The organism is Bacteroides cellulosilyticus DSM 14838 (assembly GCF_000158035.1).
GTDB classification, from domain to species: domain Bacteria; phylum Bacteroidota; class Bacteroidia; order Bacteroidales; family Bacteroidaceae; genus Bacteroides; species Bacteroides cellulosilyticus.
Genome location: NZ_EQ973495.1, coordinates 492,014 through 513,375, shown reverse-complemented (window position 1 = coordinate 513,375; position 21,362 = coordinate 492,014). Strand labels below are relative to the sequence as shown.

Genomic DNA, 21,362 nt, shown 5'->3' with positions numbered 1-21,362 from the left:
TGAAACTTTGTAGAATTTTTATAAAGTATGCGATACCGCCCTGTAGCCAATGAATTTTCTTCGTAGGCTATGGGGCTTTCGCCTTGCTTCCCCACCATTATGAATTTTGTATGCCAGTGGTTTTAGGTAATTTTTTAGAAAGGTGCAGGGCGTTTGTTACAGATTAATTTTATCTTTGTCCCCGACCTTTAACAAACCGAAGTGTATGCGCAGACCTGTTTTTCTTCTTCTTCTACTTATACTTTTGCAGATAACGCTTCCCGTTAAGCTGTCCGGACAGAAACCGGATTATCGCTTGTTCGATAATATCAGTCTGGGGACGGAAGCCTCTGTAATCAATTGCTTCCTGCAAGATACACAGGGACTGATATGGATCGGTTCCAATAAAGGGTTGTTCAGTTATGACGGTTATTCCACGCAGCCACATTTCACTTTCGCCAAGCGTAACAATACGCAGATTTATTGCGGTACAGTGGTAGACAGTACCTATCTTTATCTGGGTGCCGACAATGGTCTGCTGGTTTATAACTATCGCACAGATACCTACGAAGAACCGGAAACGCAACTTCCGACCGATATCCGTGCATTGCTTGTACACGACGGTATGCTGTGGTTGGGAACATTGAACGGCCTCTATACCTATTCGCTGAACGACCACCAACTCTCTGCCGTTACCGAAGGTATTCCACACCAGACCATCTATTCCCTGATCCGCTCTTCGGACGGGCTTCTTTATATCGGTACCTATAACGGCTTCTGTCGCTATATCCCCGCTACCCGGCATTTTGAAGAAATAGACCTGCCTCTCAGTGGCAACCGGAGCAATCAGTTTGTCAATTCCCTACTGGAAGATACGGCACGCGGCTGCATCTGGATCGGTACGGAAGGGTGTCTTTTCAGATATACGCCTGCCGACGGCCGTACTCAGCGGATTGATGCTTTCCACGATAATTCCGTCAAGTCATTGGCACTGGATGGCAGTGGGCAGTTGCTGGTGGGTACGGACAACGGTTTGTATGTATATCAGGAAGGAGAACCTTTGCTGCACGTGGTCCACGACTCCCGAAATCTGCAATCACTCTCCAATAATATCATCTGGACTATCTTTGCCGACCGGGAACATAACATCTGGCTGGGTACGGATTACGGAATTTCCATGTCACGGAATAACAATGCGTTGCGTTATATCCCCATTTCACAAATCACCGGAACGGGAGAGGGGAACCAGTTCTATTCCATGCTTCGCGATACACACGGAACTTACTGGTTTGGCGGAACTAACGGACTGATTCGTTTCACCCAGCCCCTGGGTGAAGAACAAGATGTGGCCTGGTATAAAATGGGTGATCGGAAATATCCCTTGTCGCACAACCGGGTACGCCATCTTTATGAAGACCGGGAGCGGCAACTCTGGGTGGCTACCGATGGCAGCATCAGCCGTTATGATCCGAAGAACCGCCAGTTCGTCCATTATAGCATTGTGGATAGCACCCGTCGCTACAATGCCAACTGGGCGTATCATTTATTTGAAGACCGGGAAGGGAAACTCTGGATAGCCACTTGTCTCGGTGGAATTTTTGTGGTAGACAAACAGAACCTAATGCGTTCTTCCGGTGGTCCCTATATGGCAGAGAAGACGTATTCCATACACAACGGTCTTTCGGGTATGTTCATCAACCAGCTAATCCCCGACCGTGAGGGGAATGTATGGGCATTGCTGTACAACAGTGCCAATAGCATCGAGAAGATAAATCCCCGCACAGGCGAGATAACCCATATTGCCCCGGACGAGCTGACAGGCGAAAGAACCCCCAACTTCATCCTCTCTGCCCAAGACGGTCATATCTGGATAGGCTTTCCCGGTGGTGTGATGCGTGTACAGCCTGATAACAATAGTATCCGTATGCTTCCTTTCGATGAGTACAATCACTATGCAATACTTTCCATGGCTGAGGCTGACGGAAAAATATGGATATCTACTACCGACGGTTTCTGGGTGGCAGACCAGCAAACGCTGGAAATCCGTCGGCTGAATATCACTGATAAACGTTTCACCAGTATGTTCTTCGACCGGACAAGCGGAGAATTTTACTTGGGTACGGCAGATGGCTTTGCCATATCTTCATCGGAAGCTCTGCTGGCGGAACACACCGAAAAGCCGCTTATCCTGACTGCCATTTATATCAACAACCAACTGTATCAGCCCAATATCTCACAAACTGATCTTTCACATTCCGGTACCGGACGCTCCGGCACTTCCTCATTGCCCGAACAAAGTATCCGCTACTCGCAACGAATAGAACTGGCTTATGACCAGAATAACCTTGCCTTTGAACTTTCCGACCTGCCTTATTCTCTTGAAGAAAAAAGCAAACTTGTATATCGTCTGGAAGGTGTGGATCGTGAGTGGAACTTGCTGAAAGCGAATACGAACCGTATCACTTACAATAACCTGAGTTATGGAGACTATCGTCTGTTGGTGAGTAAGTTGGACGCTTATGGAAAACCATCGGACCGGGCTTATACACTGGAGGTTCATATCATTCCCCCCTGGTACTATACTCCGTGGGCCAAGGCGCTTTATGTCTTGCTCTGTCTGATACTGGTGGTCTGGACCATCAACTTCTTCCGCGTTAAGAATCGTTTGAAGCTGGAGCGTATGGAGAAGGAGAAAATTTTGGAACAATCGCAGGCGAAAATGGAGTTCTTCACCAACCTTTCCCACGACCTAAAAACTCCGTTGAGCATGATTATCGCCCCTATCAGCAAGTTGCTGCCCGGTATCAAGGATCAGCAGGAGAAGAAACAACTGGAGCAGGTGCATCGAAATGCCATGAAGCTGAATTCACTCATTCATCAGGGATTAGACTTCAACCGGGTGGATAGTGGCAACAATACGTTGTTGATACTTTCTCAAATCGAACTGGTATCTTTTGCGCGTGGCTTATTTGCTTTGTATGCAGAGGAGAAGGCGAAAGAGAAGAAACTAACTTTCCATTTTCATACCGACCGTGAAAAGATATACATACAGATGGATGCCATAAAACTGGAATCTATCTTGGATAACCTCTTGTCCAATGCCGTGAAGTACACTCCGGAAGAGGGTGAGGTAACGCTTCGTTTGCAGGCTTCTGATAAAGAGGTGCATATCTCTGTATCCGATACAGGTATAGGTGTTCCCCGGCAGGATCAGCCGTATGTTTTCCAGCGTTTCTTCCAGTCTCCCAAGACGGCAGGCAAAAAGGAGGGAACGGGTATCGGACTATATTTGGTAAAGACTTATACGGAACTGCATGGTGGTAATGTTCAACTTTCTTCAGAAGAGAATAAAGGTACTACCATTACGCTGACCCTTCCGGTGATTGCTATGGAACACTCTGCCGTAGAGGTTTCTCCGGAAACTGTTTCTTCTGATATCGAACCTGTCGCTGCCGGAGTTGAAGTTGTGGTTCCAGATACAGGTATGCCCGCTTCGGACGCACCATTGCTTCTGATTGTGGATGATACTCCGGAGGTTTCAGAGTTTATCTATCAGATACTGCATACCAAATATCGTTGCCGTTTAGCGGATAATGGTAAGATAGGTATGGAACTCACTATGGAATTAATGCCCGATCTGATTATAGCTGATGTCATGATGCCCGTAATGGATGGACTTGAAATGGTGCGTCATATCAAGAAGAATATTCCCACATCTACTATTCCCATTATCTTGCTGACGGCAAAAAGTGATAAGGAAACAGAGCTTGAAAGTATCCAGTTACATATAGATGCTTTCATTCCTAAACCCTTTGAACCGGATATTTTACTTTCGCGCGTGGAGCAGTTATTACATAGCCGGGAGACGCATGAGGCGAAAGCCCGTATGGAAGTTCTTTCCACTCCGAAGGAGATAGAGGCGGTTTCTTATGATGAGAAGTTTCTGGCAAACGTGATTCATCTGATTGAAGAACATATCTCGGACTCCGAACTGAATGTGAATGCCCTTTGTGAATGGACCGATATTAATAACAAGCAGATGTATCGCAAGATAAAGCAACTGACGGGTATGACACCTGTGGAATACATTAAGTCCATCCGTATGAAAAAGGCGGCTATGCTGCTGAAACAGCAGAAGTTTACTGTGGCTGAAGTGATGTATATGGTCGGTTTCTCCAATCATTCCTATTTCTCTAAATGCTTCCAGGCAGAGTTTGGGGTGACGCCGAAGCAGTATGTCTGAAGGGGGGGCTTTTATAAGAAGACTTCCGCGCCAAGCAGGTTATTGAAATAGGTTGCATTGCGTTCATCCTCCAGTCCACCGTCGAGGGTGAACAGTAGTTGGTACCTGGTCTGTGTATTCGCCATTCCCACAATTACAGAAACCACCGCTTCCCGTTTGGGAAACTGAACTAAGGTGACTCCCTGCACCATTCCATCGGAATATTCGCTTGCAGCAAAAGCATTGTACACGGCATTGGGCACTTCATCCATTGTTTCCCAGTCAATCTGTCTCATTTCCCATTGCGCTTCGGAGTTGAACCAGACCTTTGTGTCGAAACCATTCTGTATAAAGTCCGCTACATAGTAAGTCTCATCCCGTGACCAGGCAACATCCTTGGCGGCAGGATACATCTTTTTCAGTGCTGTCTGCACATTGACAGGCGCATAATCGGCCAGGGCCGGAACTGATGTCAGGAGCATCAGAAGCAAGAAAGGATACGTCAACTTTTTCATTGTTCCTTCATTAGATTGTTATCGTTTCGAAAAGAACAACGAGTGGTGAGTTTTGTTTAGCAGAACTTTATTTATCAGGCACACTGTCGAGCGGAAGTATAAACAGGAAACGTGCTCCTCCGGTATAATTCTTATCCAGTTTCACTTCCCCTTTCAGGCGTCCGGCAATGATGGAACAGATGTTCAATCCGAGTCCTGTGCCCTGTTTGAATTCATCCAGCTTGCTGAACCGGTCGAAAACGCAATCTGCCTGGTCTGCCGGAATCCCCGGACCGGTATCTGCAACGGAGAAGGTTATCTTTCCCGGATTCTCCGTAAGAGAGCAATGAAGGTGAATCTCACCCCGTTCCGTGTGTTTCTCCGCATTGGTCAGGAAATTGATAAGTACCTGTTGCAAGCGTTCTTTGTCCGTTACAAACAGGTAGTCATTCGGCACATCGGAAGTGAAATAAGACTTCACTTTTTTCGGATTACGATGCACAACGGAAACCATTGCTACCTGGCATAATTCATTGCAACGGTGGGGCGCCAAATGCATTCTGTATTTACCACTTTCCAGACTGGCAAGGTCGAGGACATCATTGATCAGTGTAGTCAGCAACTCGGAATTCTGCTGGATGAGCATGCTGAACTCTTCCTTTTCTTCGTCGTCAACTTCTATGTCCGGAGTAGATAATACCTGTGAGAATCCGACTATGGCATTGAGTGGTGTGCGAATTTCGTGACTCATGTTCTGTATAAAGAAGCTTTTCATCCGGTCCGATTCCTCAGCATGATCGCGTGCAACGGTGAGCTCTTCGTTTTTCTCCTGTAGGATAGCCATTGTTTTACGGCGTCTGTACAGGTAGAATATCAGGAAGCAGGTGAAAAGAAACAAGAATGAGAGCACAAGACTGAGGGTTACGATGTAATGTTGGGAGGCGCTTTGTTGCTCTTTTAAAATGGCTTTTTGCTTTTCCGCTTCTACATTGAGGCGTGCCAGATCCAGATTCCGGTTTTCCAGTACTAACTTACTATTCTCGATATTCATCATTTCCAGTTCAGACTGCGACTTTGTCCGGTCCAGTTCCAGCTGGGTATTCTTCAGGTTGAGTGCTGTATTCTGATATTCCAGGGCTTTGGCGTCCAATTTTATGCGTTCAGTACCTATACGTGCATTTAGTTCGGCGATGTCTGATGACTGTACCTGACGGTTGACAGAATCCTGATAATTGTGGAGCCAGTTATTATAGATATAAGCTTTTTCATAGTTTCCTGATTTCAGATATATTTCATGATGCATCTGGTTGGCTGACAATAAATTGCGTAGGGAATCCGCTTCAGTATGTGCCTGATCGTAATTTTTATTTAGAATGAGTTTATAGATATGCAGGCGTTGTACGGCTGTCTTGCGAATGACACCATATTGTTCTATTACCTGCGTGCATTCATCATAACAAGCATTAAAATCATTAATACGCTTCATGGAATACAATACTTCGCATTTATTTAGCAGGGAGGCTACACGACTTTCATTGGTTTTAGTCGGCTTTAGTCAGCTTTCTCTGCATATTCCAAAGCCACTTCACCTTCGCCTTTATCCCGATAATATTCAGAAAGGTTTATATACATATATGTCGGGTCCTGATCGGGTAGGTTCTTTAGCATATATTCCAACGCATTTTTGTAGTACTCTGTGGCTACTTCCCTGTTTTGACGCATGTAGTAAATGTTCCCTAAAGTGAAGATACACGAAAATATCCCATACTCGTGCTGATCTTTGAAAGCCTGTATTTTCATTTCTTCAGCTTTTTGCAGGGCTCGCAATGAATGTCCGTTATTCAACAGGCAGTTTATTTCGTTGGTACAGGCAGAATAATAATATTGGAGATAATTATTTTTTCTTGCTTCTTCTTTAGCTCGGGTTGCTGCTTGTTCCAGTTTCTCATAATTATTGGTACTCAGATAAAAGCTGACAGGGATTGTTAACGCCAGGCATTGTGCTTTCTTGTCTTTCTTTTGCGTGGCTTCCGCATAAAGCGTATCAGCAATAAGTAGTCCTTGGGGCTGAGTACGCCATTTGATGGCACGTTGGAAGATGGGATATAATGAGTCGTCTATCTTATAGGGATTATTTTGCGCCCCTGCAGAAATGCAGAGTCCTGTGAGGAGCAGCAAAATTAGTATGTTGGTGTGTCTTCTCATTTAATCTCTTGTATAAAGAATGCGCCAAAGATACTTCTTTATGCCTAATAATTACAAGAATCTGGAGAAAAAATACCAGTTCGTCCGATTAATTGTTTCTGGTTGTTATTATATTCTAATTCGGAATTTGCCTATGGATATCACTGATAATCAATGCATGTCCTTTTTGTGTTGTTTTATGTCCGATATCTGCTTTGACAAATAATAGCCCTCCATTACTTTTGCCGTCAAGAAAAACCAACTTGAATTTGATGACATGCAGAGACACATTCTTACCTTGATTATTTGTTTGCTGGCAGTAGTTGCTCCGGCACAGAACAAAGTACAAAAAAGCGTTCCTACTATTTATGTAGATGCCAGCGGCGTCATGCGTTGGTCGGATACGAAGAAAGAAGCTTCTTTCTTTGGTGTGAACTATACCTTACCCTTTGCACATGCCTATCGGGCGATGGGCTATCTGGGAGTGGACCGTAAAACAGCTATCGACCGTGATGTCTATCACATGGCACGTTTGGGACTGAATGCTTACCGTATTCACATCTGGGACGTAGAAATTTCCGATGCAGAAGGTAACTTGCTGGAAAATGAACACCTGGAATTATTGGACTACCTTATCCATAAATTACAGGAACGTGGTATCCGTACCGTTATCACGGCACAGACTGATTTTGGCAACGGTTATCCGGAACGCAACCAACCCACCGGTGGCTTTTCATCTCATTATGATAAATGTGCCGTTCACAACGATGCTGAAGCTATTGCTGCACAGGAAAAGTATATTGCTGCTCTTGTACGCCACGTGAATCCTTATACAGGTTATGCTTACAAAGACGATCCTTATATCGTAGGCTTTGAAATAAACAATGAGCCTTGCCATCCCGGCACTGTAGTCGAAACGCGTAATTACATAAATAAGATGCTGTCCGCCCTGAAACGTGCAGGCAACCGCAAACCGGTGTTCTACAATGTCAGCCATAACCAGCATGTGGTAGAGGCTTATTATTCTACAGCTATACAAGGTACTACCTATCAATGGTATCCCATTGGGCTTGTATCCGGACATACCCGCAAGGGGAACTTCTTGCCTTTCGTTGACCGTTATGATATTCCTTTCTCTAATCTGAAAGGTTTCGATAAGAAGGCCCGTATGGTTTATGAATTTGATCCCGCTGATATTCTTTATTCCTATATGTATCCGGCCACTGTACGCACTTTCCGTACAGCCGGTTTCCAGTGGATTACTCAGTTTGCTTATGATCCTATCGACATGGCGGCCTACAATACTGAATACCAGACTCATTACCTGAATGTAGCATACACCCCGAATAAGGCTATCGGATTGATGATTGCCGCAGAAGCGGCGCAGAAAGTGGGCAGAGGAGAGAGTTTTGGCAATTATCCGGCAGATACATTATTCAATGATTTCCGTGTCAGCTATGTGCAGGATTTAAGCGAACTGAATGACGGAGAGAAATTCTACTATTCCAATACAACTCAAACCCGTCCGAAAGATATTTCTCAGCTTCGCGCAATTGCAGGTTGTGGCAAATCTCCGGTGGTGAATTATGAAGGTACGGGAGTTTATTGGCTGGATCGTTTGGAAGAGGGTGTTTGGCGTTTGGAAGTAATGCCCGATGCCGTACAGGTTAGTGATCCGTTTACAAAGCCTTCTTTGGATAAAGAAGTAATGCGCATTGTTTCCGGTGCATGGGATATGACTCTGAATTTACCTGATTTAGGTAAGCAATTCCGGGTGAACGGCTTGAATAATGGAAATACATTCAGTACACAAGCTGCGAATGGTAAGATTTCTACCCTTCGTCCGGGTGTCTATCTGTTACAGCGTGAAGGTATATCTGCTTCCGGTAAATGGACTGCTGATGTCCATTGGCAGAATATTACTCTTGGTGAATATGTACGTCCATCCATTTCTGATAATAAAGGTTTTACTGTTACTCATTCTCCTGCCAAGACAGTAGATGCCGGTAAAGAACTACAGATAGAGGCCATTGTGGCAGGCCATGAAATGCCCGATTCCGTTATTATCTACACAGATAAGATATCTTTCTGGAATGAAAAGAATCCTTATCTGAAAATGAATCATACAGGCGGTTACACTTATTGTGCTACCGTACCTGCTACAGAGATAAAAGAGGGTTGTTTTAGGTATAACATCGTTGTTTGTCAAGGCGATAAGCGACAAACGTTTCCTTCGGGAGTAGCCAGGAGTCCACTGGATTGGGACTATACTTCGGCTACCCTGTGGGAAACCAACATAGTCGCTCCTGAAAAATCACTGTCTCTGCTGGAAATAGTGGATGCTGACAGTAAATTGGAAACATATACTATGCCCGAATGGAGCCGTACGAACCGGCAATTAATACAAAATGCACCGACAGAGAAGCCTACCCTGCGCATCACCTTCGAGTCTAAAGATAAGGTACCCGTCTTTGTTCTTCGTTGCTATATTAAGGATGATATAAACGGACGCCCTGAGCGACTCGCTTCCTGCCATACTTTGTGTATCCATGCAAAAAAGATTCCCGAAGGACTAAAAGCCGGCTTCATTACTTCTGACGGGTATACCTATCTTGCTTCGTGTGCCGTTGCGACTGATGGTATCATTCGTGTACCCTTGCAGGATTTAAAACAAACGAATACCGCTTTGCTTCCCCACGCCTATCCGGTCTTCCTTGATCATTATTTCCGTCCGCAGACTGAAATACCTTTCAGGGTAGAGGGGATTGAAACTCTTGAACTCTCTTTTGACGGAGTTGCTGAAAAGACTGCGGAAATAGAGATAGGGAGTATCTGGCTTGAATAAAATAACTACAATTTTTCATCCGCAGATGACACATCTCTTTAGATTTGATTATGTAACACTTTAAAACAAATACCACGTATGAGAAACAAAATCTTAAGTTTTCGCGTCACAGCGTTCTTTTGCCTGCTGTGTATCGCATTGTTAGGAACTGTCAGCCCGGCCTTCGCACAAGAGGGAAAGAAAATAACCGGGCATGTTGTAGACGACACGAACGAACCACTAATCGGTGCCAGTATCCTGGTAGTAGGTACCAGTACGGGTGTAATCACCGACCTTGATGGAAATTTCAACATCATTGTTCCTTCGGGAGCTACCGCCTTACAAATATCTTATGTAGGCTATGAAACTGTAACTGTACCTGTGCCAAGCGGTAACACTGTAAATGTGAAAATGAAAAGCGATGCACAGATGTTGAGTGACGTCGTTGTCATTGGTTACGGTACGCAACGCAAGAGCGACCTTACCGGTTCTGTTTCCAATGTCAGTAGTAAGGATTTTAATTCCGGACTGATTTCCTCGCCTGAACAACTTATTAACGGTAAAGTATCCGGTGTACAGATTATGAGTAATAGTGGTTCACCCACAGCCGGAAGTACCATCCGTATCCGTGGCGGTGCTTCGCTGAACGCCTCGAACGATCCGCTTATCGTCCTCGACGGTGTACCCCTCGAAGCAGGAGGTATCAGTGGCAATACCGGAAACTTTCTTAGTTTGATTAATCCGAGTGACATTGAAAGTATGACCATCTTAAAAGATGCTTCTTCTACTGCCATTTACGGTTCACGTGCTTCGAACGGTGTCATCATTATCACTACCAAGAAAGGCAGCAATGACCGTATGAAAGTAAGTCTCAGTACTACCAACTCCATACAAACTCGTACGAAACTTGCCGATATGCTTTCGCATGACGAGTTTGTAGATGTGATCAACAGTCGTGGTACAGATGCACAGCGTGCTTTGCTGGGTACTTCCAATACCGACTGGAACGATCAGATTTACCAGAATGCTTTCGGAACGGATAATAACGTCAGCATTGCCGGACGTTTGGCAAAGAATTTTCCGATACGAGTTTCCATCGGCTACTATAACCAGAGCGGTTTATTGAAAACTGACAAGGCGGAACGTCTCACGGGTAGTGTTTCTCTGTCTCCCAGCTTCTTTGACGACCACTTGAAAGTAAATGTTAATGTAAAAGGCTCTGTCAATAACAACCGTTTTGCCGAAACCGGTGCTATTTGGGCTGCTGCTACCTATAATCCCACTTTACCTGTTTATTCCGGTAACCATGCTTTTGGCGGATATCTGGAAGCACTCGACAATGTGGGTGAGCCGGTAAATGCTGCTGTTCTCAATCCTTTGGGCTATATCAAGCAAAATAAATCAACTAGTAAAGTTACCCGCTTTGTGGGCAATGCGGATGTGGATTACCGGGTACATTTCCTGCCTGATCTGAAATTTCATGCTACATTGGGTTACGATTATGCAGAAGGTAAGGGAAAGGTTTACGTTCCTGCTGAGGCTATGCAGTACTACACTACCGGTGGTCGTGATTACAGTTATGGACCGCAAAAGAACACCAACCGCTTGCTGACTACTTATCTTAACTATAATAAGTACCTTGACTCGTGGAAAAGCAATATCGATGCCACTGTCGGTTATGATTATCAGTTCTGGAAAAGTACTTCCCCGTTGTATAGTGAACTGAACACTCTGGGAGCTGTACAAAGTACTTCCGCAGCTACCGACCAGCGGCATGCACTTATTTCTTATTATGCCCGTTTGAACTACACCTTCGATTCCCGTTATATGCTTACAGCTACTGTTCGCCGTGACGGAACCTCACGTTTCAACAAAGATAACCGCTGGGGTACTTTCCCTTCCGTTGCTCTGGCGTGGAGAGTGAGCGAAGAAGCTTTTCTGAAAGATAACACTGTGTTGAGTAATTTGAAACTTCGTGCCAGCTATGGTGTCACCGGACAACAGGATGGCATCGGCAACTATAATTATCTGCCTGTCTATACTTACAGTCAAACTGGTGCGGAAGTACAGTTTGGTAATCAGTTTATCAATACTTATCGTCCCGAAGCCTATGTTTCCGATCTGAAGTGGGAAACCACTACTTCCTGGAATGCCGGTTTTGATTTTGGTTTCCTGAAAGACCGTATCAGTGGTAGTTTTGATTTCTACACGCGTAAGACCGAAGACCTGCTTGCTACCGTAGCTGCCCCTGCCGGAAGTACTTTCGATAAGACTATATTGACCAATGTGGGAAATGTGGATAGTAAAGGTATTGAAGTAACCTTGAATGCCACTCCGATACAAACTAAGGATTGGAACTGGGATATCAGCTTCAATATGACCTGGCAGAAGATGAAAGTAAAGAACCTCTCACTTGTAGAAAGCAGTGCCGTTACCAACACAGCGGTAGGTCCGTGGATTGACGGCTATCAGTTCCAGGTCTTGAGTGAAGGTTATGAACCCTATATGTTCTATGTATATCATCAACTTTATGATGAGAAAACCGGTAAACCCATTGAAGGTGCCTATGCCGACCTGAATGATGACGGTGTGATAGACAGTAATGATCTCTATCGCTACAAGTCTCCGGCTCCCGATTTTATCTATGGTTTCAGTACCTCGCTTCGTTATAAGAAGTGGACACTGAGCACCAGTCTTCGTGCCAATGTAGGAAACTATGTGTATAATGGTATGGCTATGAATACCGGGGCATGGAGTACTGTCAGCTATAATACATATCAGTTGAATAATCTTAATAGCAGTTACCTGAAGACTGGTTTTCAGAATCGCCAGTATCTGTCAGATTACTACATTGAGAATGCTTCTTTCCTGAAAATGGATAATCTGTCACTGGCTTACAACTTCGGTCGTATTTGCAAGTGGTTCAGTATGAATGCCAGTGTAATGGTACAAAACGTATTCTGCATTACCAAGTACACAGGTGTCGACCCGGAAGTGCCTAACGGTATGGATGTATCTTTCTATCCGCGTCCGCGCACTTATTCACTGAGTCTGGGATTTGAATTCTAAGTCATCATTAAAGCTGAAAAAACAATGAAAAAGATATTTTATTCCGTACTGTTCATAAGTACCTTCATTTTTTCTTCTTGTGTGGGCGATCTTGATCAGTTGCCGCACAAAGAAACCACTTCTGCCGATGTATATGCAGAAGCCGCCAACTACAAAGCCGTATTAGGCAAACTCTATGTTTCTTTTGTTACTGCCGGACAGGAAAAAGGCGGTGGCAATGCTGATCTCAGTAGTAATAACGGTCAGGATTATATGCGTTGCTATTTCAATTTGCAGGAGTGTGGCACCGATGAACTGGCATCTACCTGGCTTGAAGGTGATAAGGTAGGTGATCTTACTTATCTGACCTGGGATGCTAATGATACCTGGGTATCGGATATGTATTACCGTATCTATTATACTATCGCTTTGTGTAACGAATTCCTGCGCAATGCGGGTGATGATCAGATTGCCAAGTTCACTGAAAGCGAACAGGCAGACATCCGCCATTACCGTGCTGAGGCTCGCTTTATCCGTGCTTTGGCCTATTATCATGCACTCGATCTTTTCCGCAATATCCCGTTCGTAACAGAAAACGATCCGGTGGGTAGCTTCCTTCCGCCTCGTTACACCGGAACACAAGTGTTTGAATACATCGAGTCCGAACTGAAAGATATCGATACTGATTTGCTGGACCGCAATGCTTGCGAGTATGGCCGCGCCTGTAAACAAGCTGCCTACACTTTGCTTGCTAAACTTTATCTGAATGCGAAAATATATACGGGTAATGAACATTGGACGGATTGCATCACCTATTGTAAAGAGGTAATTAAGGCGGGTTATACTCTTGAAGATGATTATGCAAAGCTTTTCAATGCTGATAATGACAAACGTACCAATGAAATCATTTTCTCATTGCCGGTAGATGCTGCACGTACAGTTTCCTGGGGAAGTACTACCTATATTATCTGCGGTGCCGTAAGCAATGCTTCCGATTATCAGAAACCGGAGAAATACGGTGTGACCAGTGCATGGGGAATGTTCCGCATTCGTGGCGAAGTTCCTGCGTTGTTTCAGGAGGGTGATGGCCGTGCCATGTTCTTTACCGAAGGGCAAACTCAGACAGTAGATGTGATAGACAACCAGAGTAATGGTTATTTTGTGGAGAAGTGGACGAACCTGACTGATGCCGGAGAAGCTGCTTCGAATACAGTAGACGGTGGAGTGAATACAGATTTTCCGTTGTTCCGTTTGGCCGATGTATATCTTATGCTGGCTGAGGCCGTGGTACGCGGTGGTTCCGGTAGTGACGTTACTACTGCACTGGGCTACGTGAACGAATTGCGTGAGCGTGCATTCGGTAGCGATGCAGGTGCTGTCACCAGCGGCGAACTGACTCCGGACTTTATCCTTGATGAACGCGCCCGTGAACTTTATTGGGAATGTACACGTCGTACGGACCTGATTCGCTATGATAAATTTACTACTTCCAGTTATCTGTGGCAGTGGAAAGGTGGAGTGAAAGACGGTCGTGCAGTTAATAGTAAGTATAATATCTATCCTATTCCGACTACAGACCTTACGGCAAATCCTAATTTATACAATGAAAACTATTAATACCTTATGAAGATTATGAAGACAATAACTAATTTCCTCTTTTTGCTGGTAGCGGCTGTGTGCTTTGTCGCTTGCGAGAAGGATGGAGACAAAATATATCTGAATAGTATAGAAGCCGGTGATCTGATGGCTTCGGAAAGTGAAGTCGTTCTGTCACAGGATAACAGTAAGGATATTGTTCTGTCACTGGCATGGACGCGGGACAATCTGGCTGTCAGCGATCCGAATGTATCAACTCCCGATTTGATAACGATGACTTTACAGGCATCTACTGCCAGTGACTTTTCGTCTGCGGTGGTGGAGTCTGTAGAAACTTCCCTTTCTAAAGTTTATACGGGTGCTGACTTAAATACGGTAGCCAAGAATCTAGGGGCTACTCCGGATGTAGCCAATACATTTTATTTCCGTCTGATGTCGAAGACCGGAAGCAATATGGAGCCGGTTTACAGTAATACGGTTACTGTATCCGTTACCCCTTACACCATTGATATGAGTGTGGGTTACGTTCTCGATACCAAACAGGCTGATACCGGACTGACACTTTATTCGGCTGCTTCCAATGGTGATTATGTAGGTTTTATGGGAGTCTCCGGTTGGTACAATTACTATCTGAAAGAAGGTGACGGTACTATTTGGGGAAATGACGGTGTAACCGGAACAGCTTTCCTGATGTCTTCTGAAAATGATTCTGACAAGCGCTGGAACTTCTGGTTCCCGGGACGGAGCGGCTGCTACTATGTAGATGTAAATACCAGTAAGAAAGTCTGGTCGGCACTTTATATTCCTTCCTTGACCGTTGCAGGTGACGTTGCAGGTGAAATGACTTTCGACCGTGCGAATGTGAAGTGGACGCTTACTTTCAATGCTGCGCAAGCCGGAAATGTAAATCTGAAAGTTTCAGGTATCGGCAGACTATATGACTATTCTACCGGGACGGAAAAGTCTGATACGGATGAGAATCCCGGAATAGAAACTCCTGTAGGCTTTGTACAAAGCGGAGAAAATCTTACCTTTGGCGGGCAGGCAGGTGATATTACGGTAAATGTTGCTACTGCGGGAGAGTGCACATTGGTTATCGACCTGAGTAATCCGAAACAGTGGAAGGCGGAAGTGACCAGTGGCAGTTCCGAACCCGAACCGGTAAGAGAAACCCTTTATATGCTGGGTATCAGTGAGGGTGAAGATAGCTGGACGTTCGATAATCATCTACGTCTTTACGATGAAGATAATTTGGGATATGCAGGAGTGGCGGATGTCAATTCCCCCTGGGGATATCAGATTGCCATTGAAGATGGAAATTGGGGAGATGTTTATAAATTGGGTGAAGGAGATGCTAATGCCGGAACATTGGCTTTTGGTACTGAGAATAATATCCCGGCTCCCGATGGCGGTCTTTATTTCTTTGATGTATCGCTGAAAGCATTAACTTATAAGTTAACGGCTTTAGGTAGTGAAATTTACGTTGCCGGTCTTAATAAACTGGAAGATGAAACGTGGACTTTCGAACCACTGCCGGCCGCAACTACCGCCGGTGTGTTCAGTGGCAGTATCACTATTACACAGCCGTCAGCCTGGGGCTTTAAGATTTACCTGTTCGATAATAACTGGGATTATGTATATGGCGGAAATGGTGGAAAGCTTTATTACAAAGGCAATGGCATTACAGATGATGCCACACTGGCTCCGGGTACATATACTCTGACCGTAGATTTAATTCATGCAACCTATACCATTGAATAAAAGAGAGAAATTATGAAACTTATGAATATATTAGTAGCCGGCTTGCTCCTATTGGGAGCCGCCGCTTGCAGTGACGACGATAAACCGACATTCCCCGAAGAACCGATTTATGATATGACCGGCTTTGCCAAAGGTGCCGATGTCAGTTGGTTGACACAGATGGAAGCATCAGGAAAGAAGTTTTATACAGCCTCCGGTCGTGAAACGGAGTGCATGACTTTACTGCGCGATCTGGGAATGAACTCTATTCGTCTGCGTGTATGGGTGAATCCTTCGGATGGTTGGTGTAATAAGAATGACGTACTGGCGAAAGCCTGGCGTGCTCACCAACTGGGGATGCGGTTGATGATTGATTTCCACTATAGTGACGTTTGGGCAGATCCGGGAAGTCAGCACAAACCTGCCGCATGGGAAGGATTGTCTTTGGATGAATTGAAAGCGGCAATGACTGCTCATACTAAGGATGTGCTGAGTGCCCTGAAAGATAAAAGCATCACTCCCGAATGGGTGCAGGTGGGGAATGAAACAGGCCCCGGTATGTTGTGGGATACGGATGCTGCTGTAAGTGGTGGCATGGGTGGTAATGGCGTGGAATATGTTGAGAATAAAAAGAATTTCTCAGACTTTATTACTACCGGTTGTGTGGCTGTGAAAGAAGTGTTCCCTAATGCCAAAGTGATTGTTCATTTGCAAGGAGGAGACGATAACAATCTGTATCGCTGGATTTTCGATGTACTGAAAGAGAACAATGCTCAATATGACGTGATCGGCATGTCCCTTTATCCGGGTACGGATACTTGGAAGACGATGACTTCTTCTTGTATCGCCAATATGAAAGATATGGTAAGTCGCTACAACAAGGAAGTGATGATTTGTGAAGTCGGCATGTCATGGGATGAGGCCGCAACGTCGAAAGAGTTCCTGACCGAACTGATAGCTCAATCGAAGGCTATAGATGAGTGTTTGGGTGTCTTCTACTGGGAACCTCAATCTTATGGTGGTTGGAATGGCTATACATTAGGTGCTTTTGATGAAAGTGGCAAACCGACCGTTGCAATGGACGCATTTAATCAATAATATACCATAATGAAAAAACTATCGACTTTATTCTTAATGACCTTACTCGCTGCCTCCCTGCATGCTCAGCGCAGTGAGTATCTACTTGAAAAGAACTGGAAGTTCATGAAGGGGGAAGCTCCGGAAGCCATGAAGCCGGAATTTGACGACCGGAAGTGGGAAACCGTAACCGTGCCTCACGACTGGGCCATTTTTGGTCCCTTCGATCGCAGCAACGATTTGCAGGAAGTGGCGGTAACGCAGAACTTCGAGAAGAAAGCTTCCGTCAAGACCGGACGTACCGGTGGACTTCCTTATGTTGGCATCGGATGGTATCGTACTAGGTTCGATGCCCCCGTCAATCAACAGACGACACTTGTCTTTGATGGTGCCATGAGCGAAGCCCGTGTATATGTCAATGGACAAGAAGCATGCTTCTGGCCATTTGGTTATAATTCTTTCCATTGTGATGTCACCGGACTTTTGAATAAAGACGGTAAAAACAATACGCTTGCCGTGCGTTTGGAAAATAAACCACAATCTTCCCGTTGGTATCCTGGCGCAGGACTTTATCGCAATGTGCGTGTAGTGAGTACCGATAAAGTACATGTTCCTGTATGGGGTACTCAGCTGACTACTCCTCATGTTTCTGATGAGTATGCTTCAGTACGTCTGTTGACCACTATTGCCAATGATGAAGAAAGAGATATCCGTATCGTGACAGAGATAATCTCTCCCGATGGGAAAGTCGTTGCAACGAAGGATAATACCCGTAAGATTAATCATGGTCAGCCTTTTGAACAAAACTTCCTGGTGAATGCTCCTTGCTTGTGGTCGCCGGAGACACCTTATTTATATAAAGCTGTTTCTAAAATCTATGCCGATGGCAAGCAAACGGATGAATACACTACTCGTTTCGGCATCCGCAGCATAGAAATCATTGCCGACAAAGGATTTTTCCTGAACGGTAAGCATCGCAAGTTCCAGGGGGTGTGCAATCACCACGATCTTGGTCCGTTAGGCGCTGCCATCAATGTTGCTGCATTGCGCCGTCAACTTACGATGCTGAAAGATATGGGTTGTGATGCCATCCGCACCGCTCACAATATGCCGGCACCGGAGTTAGTGCAACTTTGTGATGAAATGGGTTTTATGATGATGCTGGAACCTTTCGACGAATGGGACATTGCCAAATGTGAGAATGGCTATCACCGTTATTTCAACGAGTGGGCAGAACGTGATATGATAAATATGTTGCATCAGTTCCGCAACAATCCTTGTGTCGTAATGTGGAGTATCGGTAATGAAGTTCCTACCCAATGTAGTCCCGTAGGCTATAAAGTCGCTTCTTTCTTGCAGGATATCTGTCATCGTGAAGATCCGACACGTCCTGTTACTTGCGGCATGGATCAGGTGACTTGTGTTCTTGCTAATGGTTTTGCCGCCATGATTGATGTGCCCGGTTTTAATTATCGCGCACACCGTTATCTGGAAGCTTATGAACTGTTGCCGCAGAATATAGTACTTGGTTCTGAAACATCCTCTACCGTTAGTTCTCGTGGCGTATATAAATTTCCTGTAGAGAAACGCGGGGATGCGAAGTACGATGATCACCAGTCTTCCGGATATGACTTGGAGCATTGTGCCTGGTCTAATGTTCCAGATGAAGATTTTGCTTTAGCGGATGATTATGACTGGACTATCGGTCAATTCGTTTGGACAGGATTCGATTATCTGGGTGAGCCTTCTCCTTATGATACGGATGCATGGCCAAGTCATAGCTCTTTGTTTGGTATCATTGACCTTGCCAGTTTGCCAAAAGACCGCTACTATCTGTACCGTAGTCTTTGGAATAAGAATGTGAATACACTCCATATACTTCCTCACTGGACATGGCCGGGTAGGGAAGGAGAGAATACTCCTGTCTTTGTTTACACAAACTATCCTGCTGCCGAACTTTTCGTTAATGGAAAAAGCTATGGTAAACAGCATAAACTGACAGCCGAAGAGAGTAAAGCTATTCAGGACAAAGATACACTTGCCCTCCAGCGTCGTTACCGCCTGATGTGGATGGACGTTCCTTATGAGCCGGGTGAAGTGAAAGTGGTGGCTTACGATGCTTCCGGCAAACCTGCTGAAGAAAAAGTAGTTCGTACTTCCGGCAAACCTCATCATCTGGAAGTCATTGCTGACCGTGACCAACTCACTGCCGATGGTAAAGATTTGGCATACATCACTGTTCGTGTGGTTGATAAAGACGGAAACCTTTGTCCTGCTGATAATCGTCTTGTAAACTTTACGGTGAAAGGCGCGGGGCGTTATCGTGCTGCCGCTAATGGAGATGCAACTTCACTTGATTTATTCCACTTGCCGAAGATGCCCGCTTTCAGTGGTCAGCTGACAGCCATTGTTCAAATGACCGAACAGCCCGGTGAAATTATTTTCGAGGCTAAGGCTAAAGGGGTGAAATCTGGTAAGCTTGTGCTGAGGTCTGTTAGAGAGTAAAGAAAAGAGGGCGTCACTTTCAAATGAGGTGATGCCCTCTTTTTATTCTACCACCCATTTTTCAATGTTCCGGGTTTTCTCACTGAAGTTTATTCCTATTTTAAATAGTTTTCGTTCATCCATCTCGAAAGGAAGTGCATAACGCTTGTCATTAATTTGCTGCAAAGCTTCTTCGGCAGTACCTTTCAACTTGAATTCCATGATATAAATGAATTTGTCTGTCTTTAATACGAGGTCGATGCGCCCGTTGCTAGTCTTATATTCCACTTGGGTATAGAAACCTATTAATTTGAAAACAATGAAGAGTACATTTTCGTAGTGCAGTTCCTGTTCGCGGATTACTTCGTAAGTGGTATCTGCAAAGAAACTTTGCAGGCGGCGGAAGAAGGAATCATAATCTCCCGATTCCACTTCATGAACAAATTTCTGAATAGCAAACGGAGCTTCTACTTTGTTGACATTTGCATAGAAAGGCAATAGGAAACGGATGAAACCTTCCTCTACTTCACGGTTGGGAAAACCTAAGCGATACATACCAAAGCGTTCATCGTATCCTTTGATGGTAAGATATCCGCTTTGATAAATCATCGGAATGGGATTGGTTGATTCAGAATCGATGCTGTTCAGCACTTGGGCATCGGTCTCTTCATGTGCCATCCGCTCCAGGTCGTAATGGTGCTTCTTTAGTAACTTCACTAAGTAGGTAGGCGTTCCTGTCTCAAACCAATAACTGCTGAATTCCTTATATTTGAAGGCATTAAGAAGGCTGAATGGATTGTATATACCGATAGAGTTATGAGTGAAATGATAACCGTCATAGTTTTCTCTGAGTTCGGCACAGAGTTTGTCATACGTCACTCCCCGTGCAGCTGCAAATTCATGGATTTCATTTTCCAAATTAGAATGAATCTCCTGTTCGCTAACCCCACAGATTTCAATGTACTGATTCCGCATTGATATGTCGTCCAAGTTGTTTAGATCACTGAATACGCTGACCTTTCCAAACTTTGTCACTCCCGTCAGCAGGGCAAACTTGATGCAGCCATCCATCGTTTTGAGTACGCCATAAAATGCCTTTAAAGTATTCCGGAATTGTTTTTGTAGCTCTTCGTTACCGATAGCCTGTAACATAGGCTTGTCGTATTCATCTACCAAAATTACTACGCGTTGCCCGGTTTGTTCGCAGGCACGTTCTATAATACCTGCAAAGCGCAGGGAGAAGGAGCGTTCGGATGGTTCGGCGCCGTAGAGTTTTTCCCACGCTACCAATGACTTCTCAAGTATATTATCCAAACTCTCCGGTGCGTCATATTTCTCAATATTGAGGTCGAGATGCAGTATCGGATACTTTATCCAGTCTTTTTCCAACTTTTCTATTGCCAGTCCCATAAACAGTTCCTTTTTCCCCCGGAAGTATGCTTCCAGTGTTGAGATGAGCAAACTCTTACCGAAACGACGTGGACGGCTCAGGAAGTAATAACGGCCGGTTTTTACCATTTGATAAATTAATGCCGTCTTATCAATATAGAAATAATCATCCTGACGGAGACTTTCGAAATTTTGTATTCCTATGGGATAAATCTTATTGCTCATATTTGCCTGTTTTTATACATCAATACACAAAAGTACTTATTTATGTTCTATTTTCAGTATTAAAAAGGGAAATTTAATCAGGGCAACCGCATCAAAATTT

The 21,362-nt window shown here is 44.7% G+C and carries 10 protein-coding genes and 1 pseudogene; 7 read left to right on the top strand and 4 right to left on the bottom strand.

Annotation, left to right across the window (positions count from 1 at the left end):
• Positions 1–205 precede the first annotated feature (205 nt).
• Positions 206–4,222: a hybrid sensor histidine kinase/response regulator transcription factor gene (locus tag BACCELL_RS24245; protein ID WP_044154358.1), complete on the top strand. Its 4,017-nt coding sequence runs from the start codon at positions 206–208 to the stop codon at positions 4,220–4,222.
• A gap of 11 nt (positions 4,223–4,233) precedes the next feature.
• On the opposite strand, the gene BACCELL_RS24240 is transcribed toward BACCELL_RS24245, so the two are convergent.
• The 3 genes and pseudogenes from BACCELL_RS24240 to BACCELL_RS27840 all read right to left on the bottom strand — a co-directional run bounded on the left by BACCELL_RS24240 (position 4,234) and on the right by BACCELL_RS27840 (position 6,900).
• Positions 4,234–4,716: a PepSY-like domain-containing protein gene (locus BACCELL_RS24240; RefSeq protein ID WP_007214791.1), complete on the bottom strand. Its 483-nt coding sequence runs from the start codon at positions 4,714–4,716 to the stop codon at positions 4,234–4,236.
• A gap of 67 nt (positions 4,717–4,783) precedes the next feature.
• A pseudogene (locus tag BACCELL_RS27845) lies at positions 4,784–5,986 on the bottom strand (sensor histidine kinase); the annotation flags it as partial.
• Between the two features lie 260 nt (positions 5,987–6,246).
• On the bottom strand, positions 6,247–6,900 hold the full coding sequence (locus tag BACCELL_RS27840) for a hypothetical protein (protein WP_007214789.1): 654 nt from the start codon (positions 6,898–6,900) through the stop codon (positions 6,247–6,249).
• Positions 6,901–7,156: 256 nt separating this feature from the next.
• Here BACCELL_RS27840 and BACCELL_RS24230 point away from each other — a divergent pair, with 256 nt between their 5' ends.
• From BACCELL_RS24230 to BACCELL_RS24205, 6 genes are all read left to right on the top strand, one after another.
• Entirely contained in the window at positions 7,157–9,724 is a 2,568-nt protein-coding gene (locus BACCELL_RS24230; RefSeq protein ID WP_007214787.1) for a glycoside hydrolase 5 family protein, read from the top strand.
• 78 nt (positions 9,725–9,802) lie between these two features.
• The gene (locus BACCELL_RS24225) at positions 9,803–12,772 is read left to right on the top strand and encodes a SusC/RagA family TonB-linked outer membrane protein (RefSeq protein WP_007214786.1); all 2,970 of its coding nucleotides are present in this window, start codon (positions 9,803–9,805) and stop codon (positions 12,770–12,772) included.
• Positions 12,773–12,796: 24 nt separating this feature from the next.
• On the top strand, positions 12,797–14,368 hold the full coding sequence (locus BACCELL_RS24220; RefSeq protein ID WP_007214785.1) for a RagB/SusD family nutrient uptake outer membrane protein: 1,572 nt from the start codon (positions 12,797–12,799) through the stop codon (positions 14,366–14,368).
• 15 nt (positions 14,369–14,383) lie between these two features.
• The gene (locus tag BACCELL_RS24215) at positions 14,384–16,108 is read left to right on the top strand and encodes a DUF5114 domain-containing protein (protein WP_025726260.1); all 1,725 of its coding nucleotides are present in this window, start codon (positions 14,384–14,386) and stop codon (positions 16,106–16,108) included.
• A 12-nt stretch (positions 16,109–16,120) separates the two neighbouring features.
• Positions 16,121–17,185 (top strand): glycoside hydrolase family 53 protein, encoded by a 1,065-nt coding sequence (locus BACCELL_RS24210; protein ID WP_007214783.1) that lies wholly within the window; start codon positions 16,121–16,123, stop codon positions 17,183–17,185.
• A gap of 9 nt (positions 17,186–17,194) precedes the next feature.
• A complete protein-coding gene (locus tag BACCELL_RS24205) occupies positions 17,195–19,669 on the top strand; it encodes a glycoside hydrolase family 2 TIM barrel-domain containing protein (protein ID WP_007214782.1) in 2,475 nt (824 codons plus the stop codon).
• A gap of 42 nt (positions 19,670–19,711) precedes the next feature.
• On the opposite strand, the gene BACCELL_RS24200 is transcribed toward BACCELL_RS24205, so the two are convergent.
• Positions 19,712–21,262 carry an ATP-binding protein gene (locus BACCELL_RS24200; protein WP_007214781.1) on the bottom strand — a complete coding sequence of 517 codons (1,551 nt, stop codon included), beginning with the start codon at positions 21,260–21,262 and terminating at the stop codon, positions 19,712–19,714.
• Positions 21,263–21,362 lie beyond the last annotated feature (100 nt).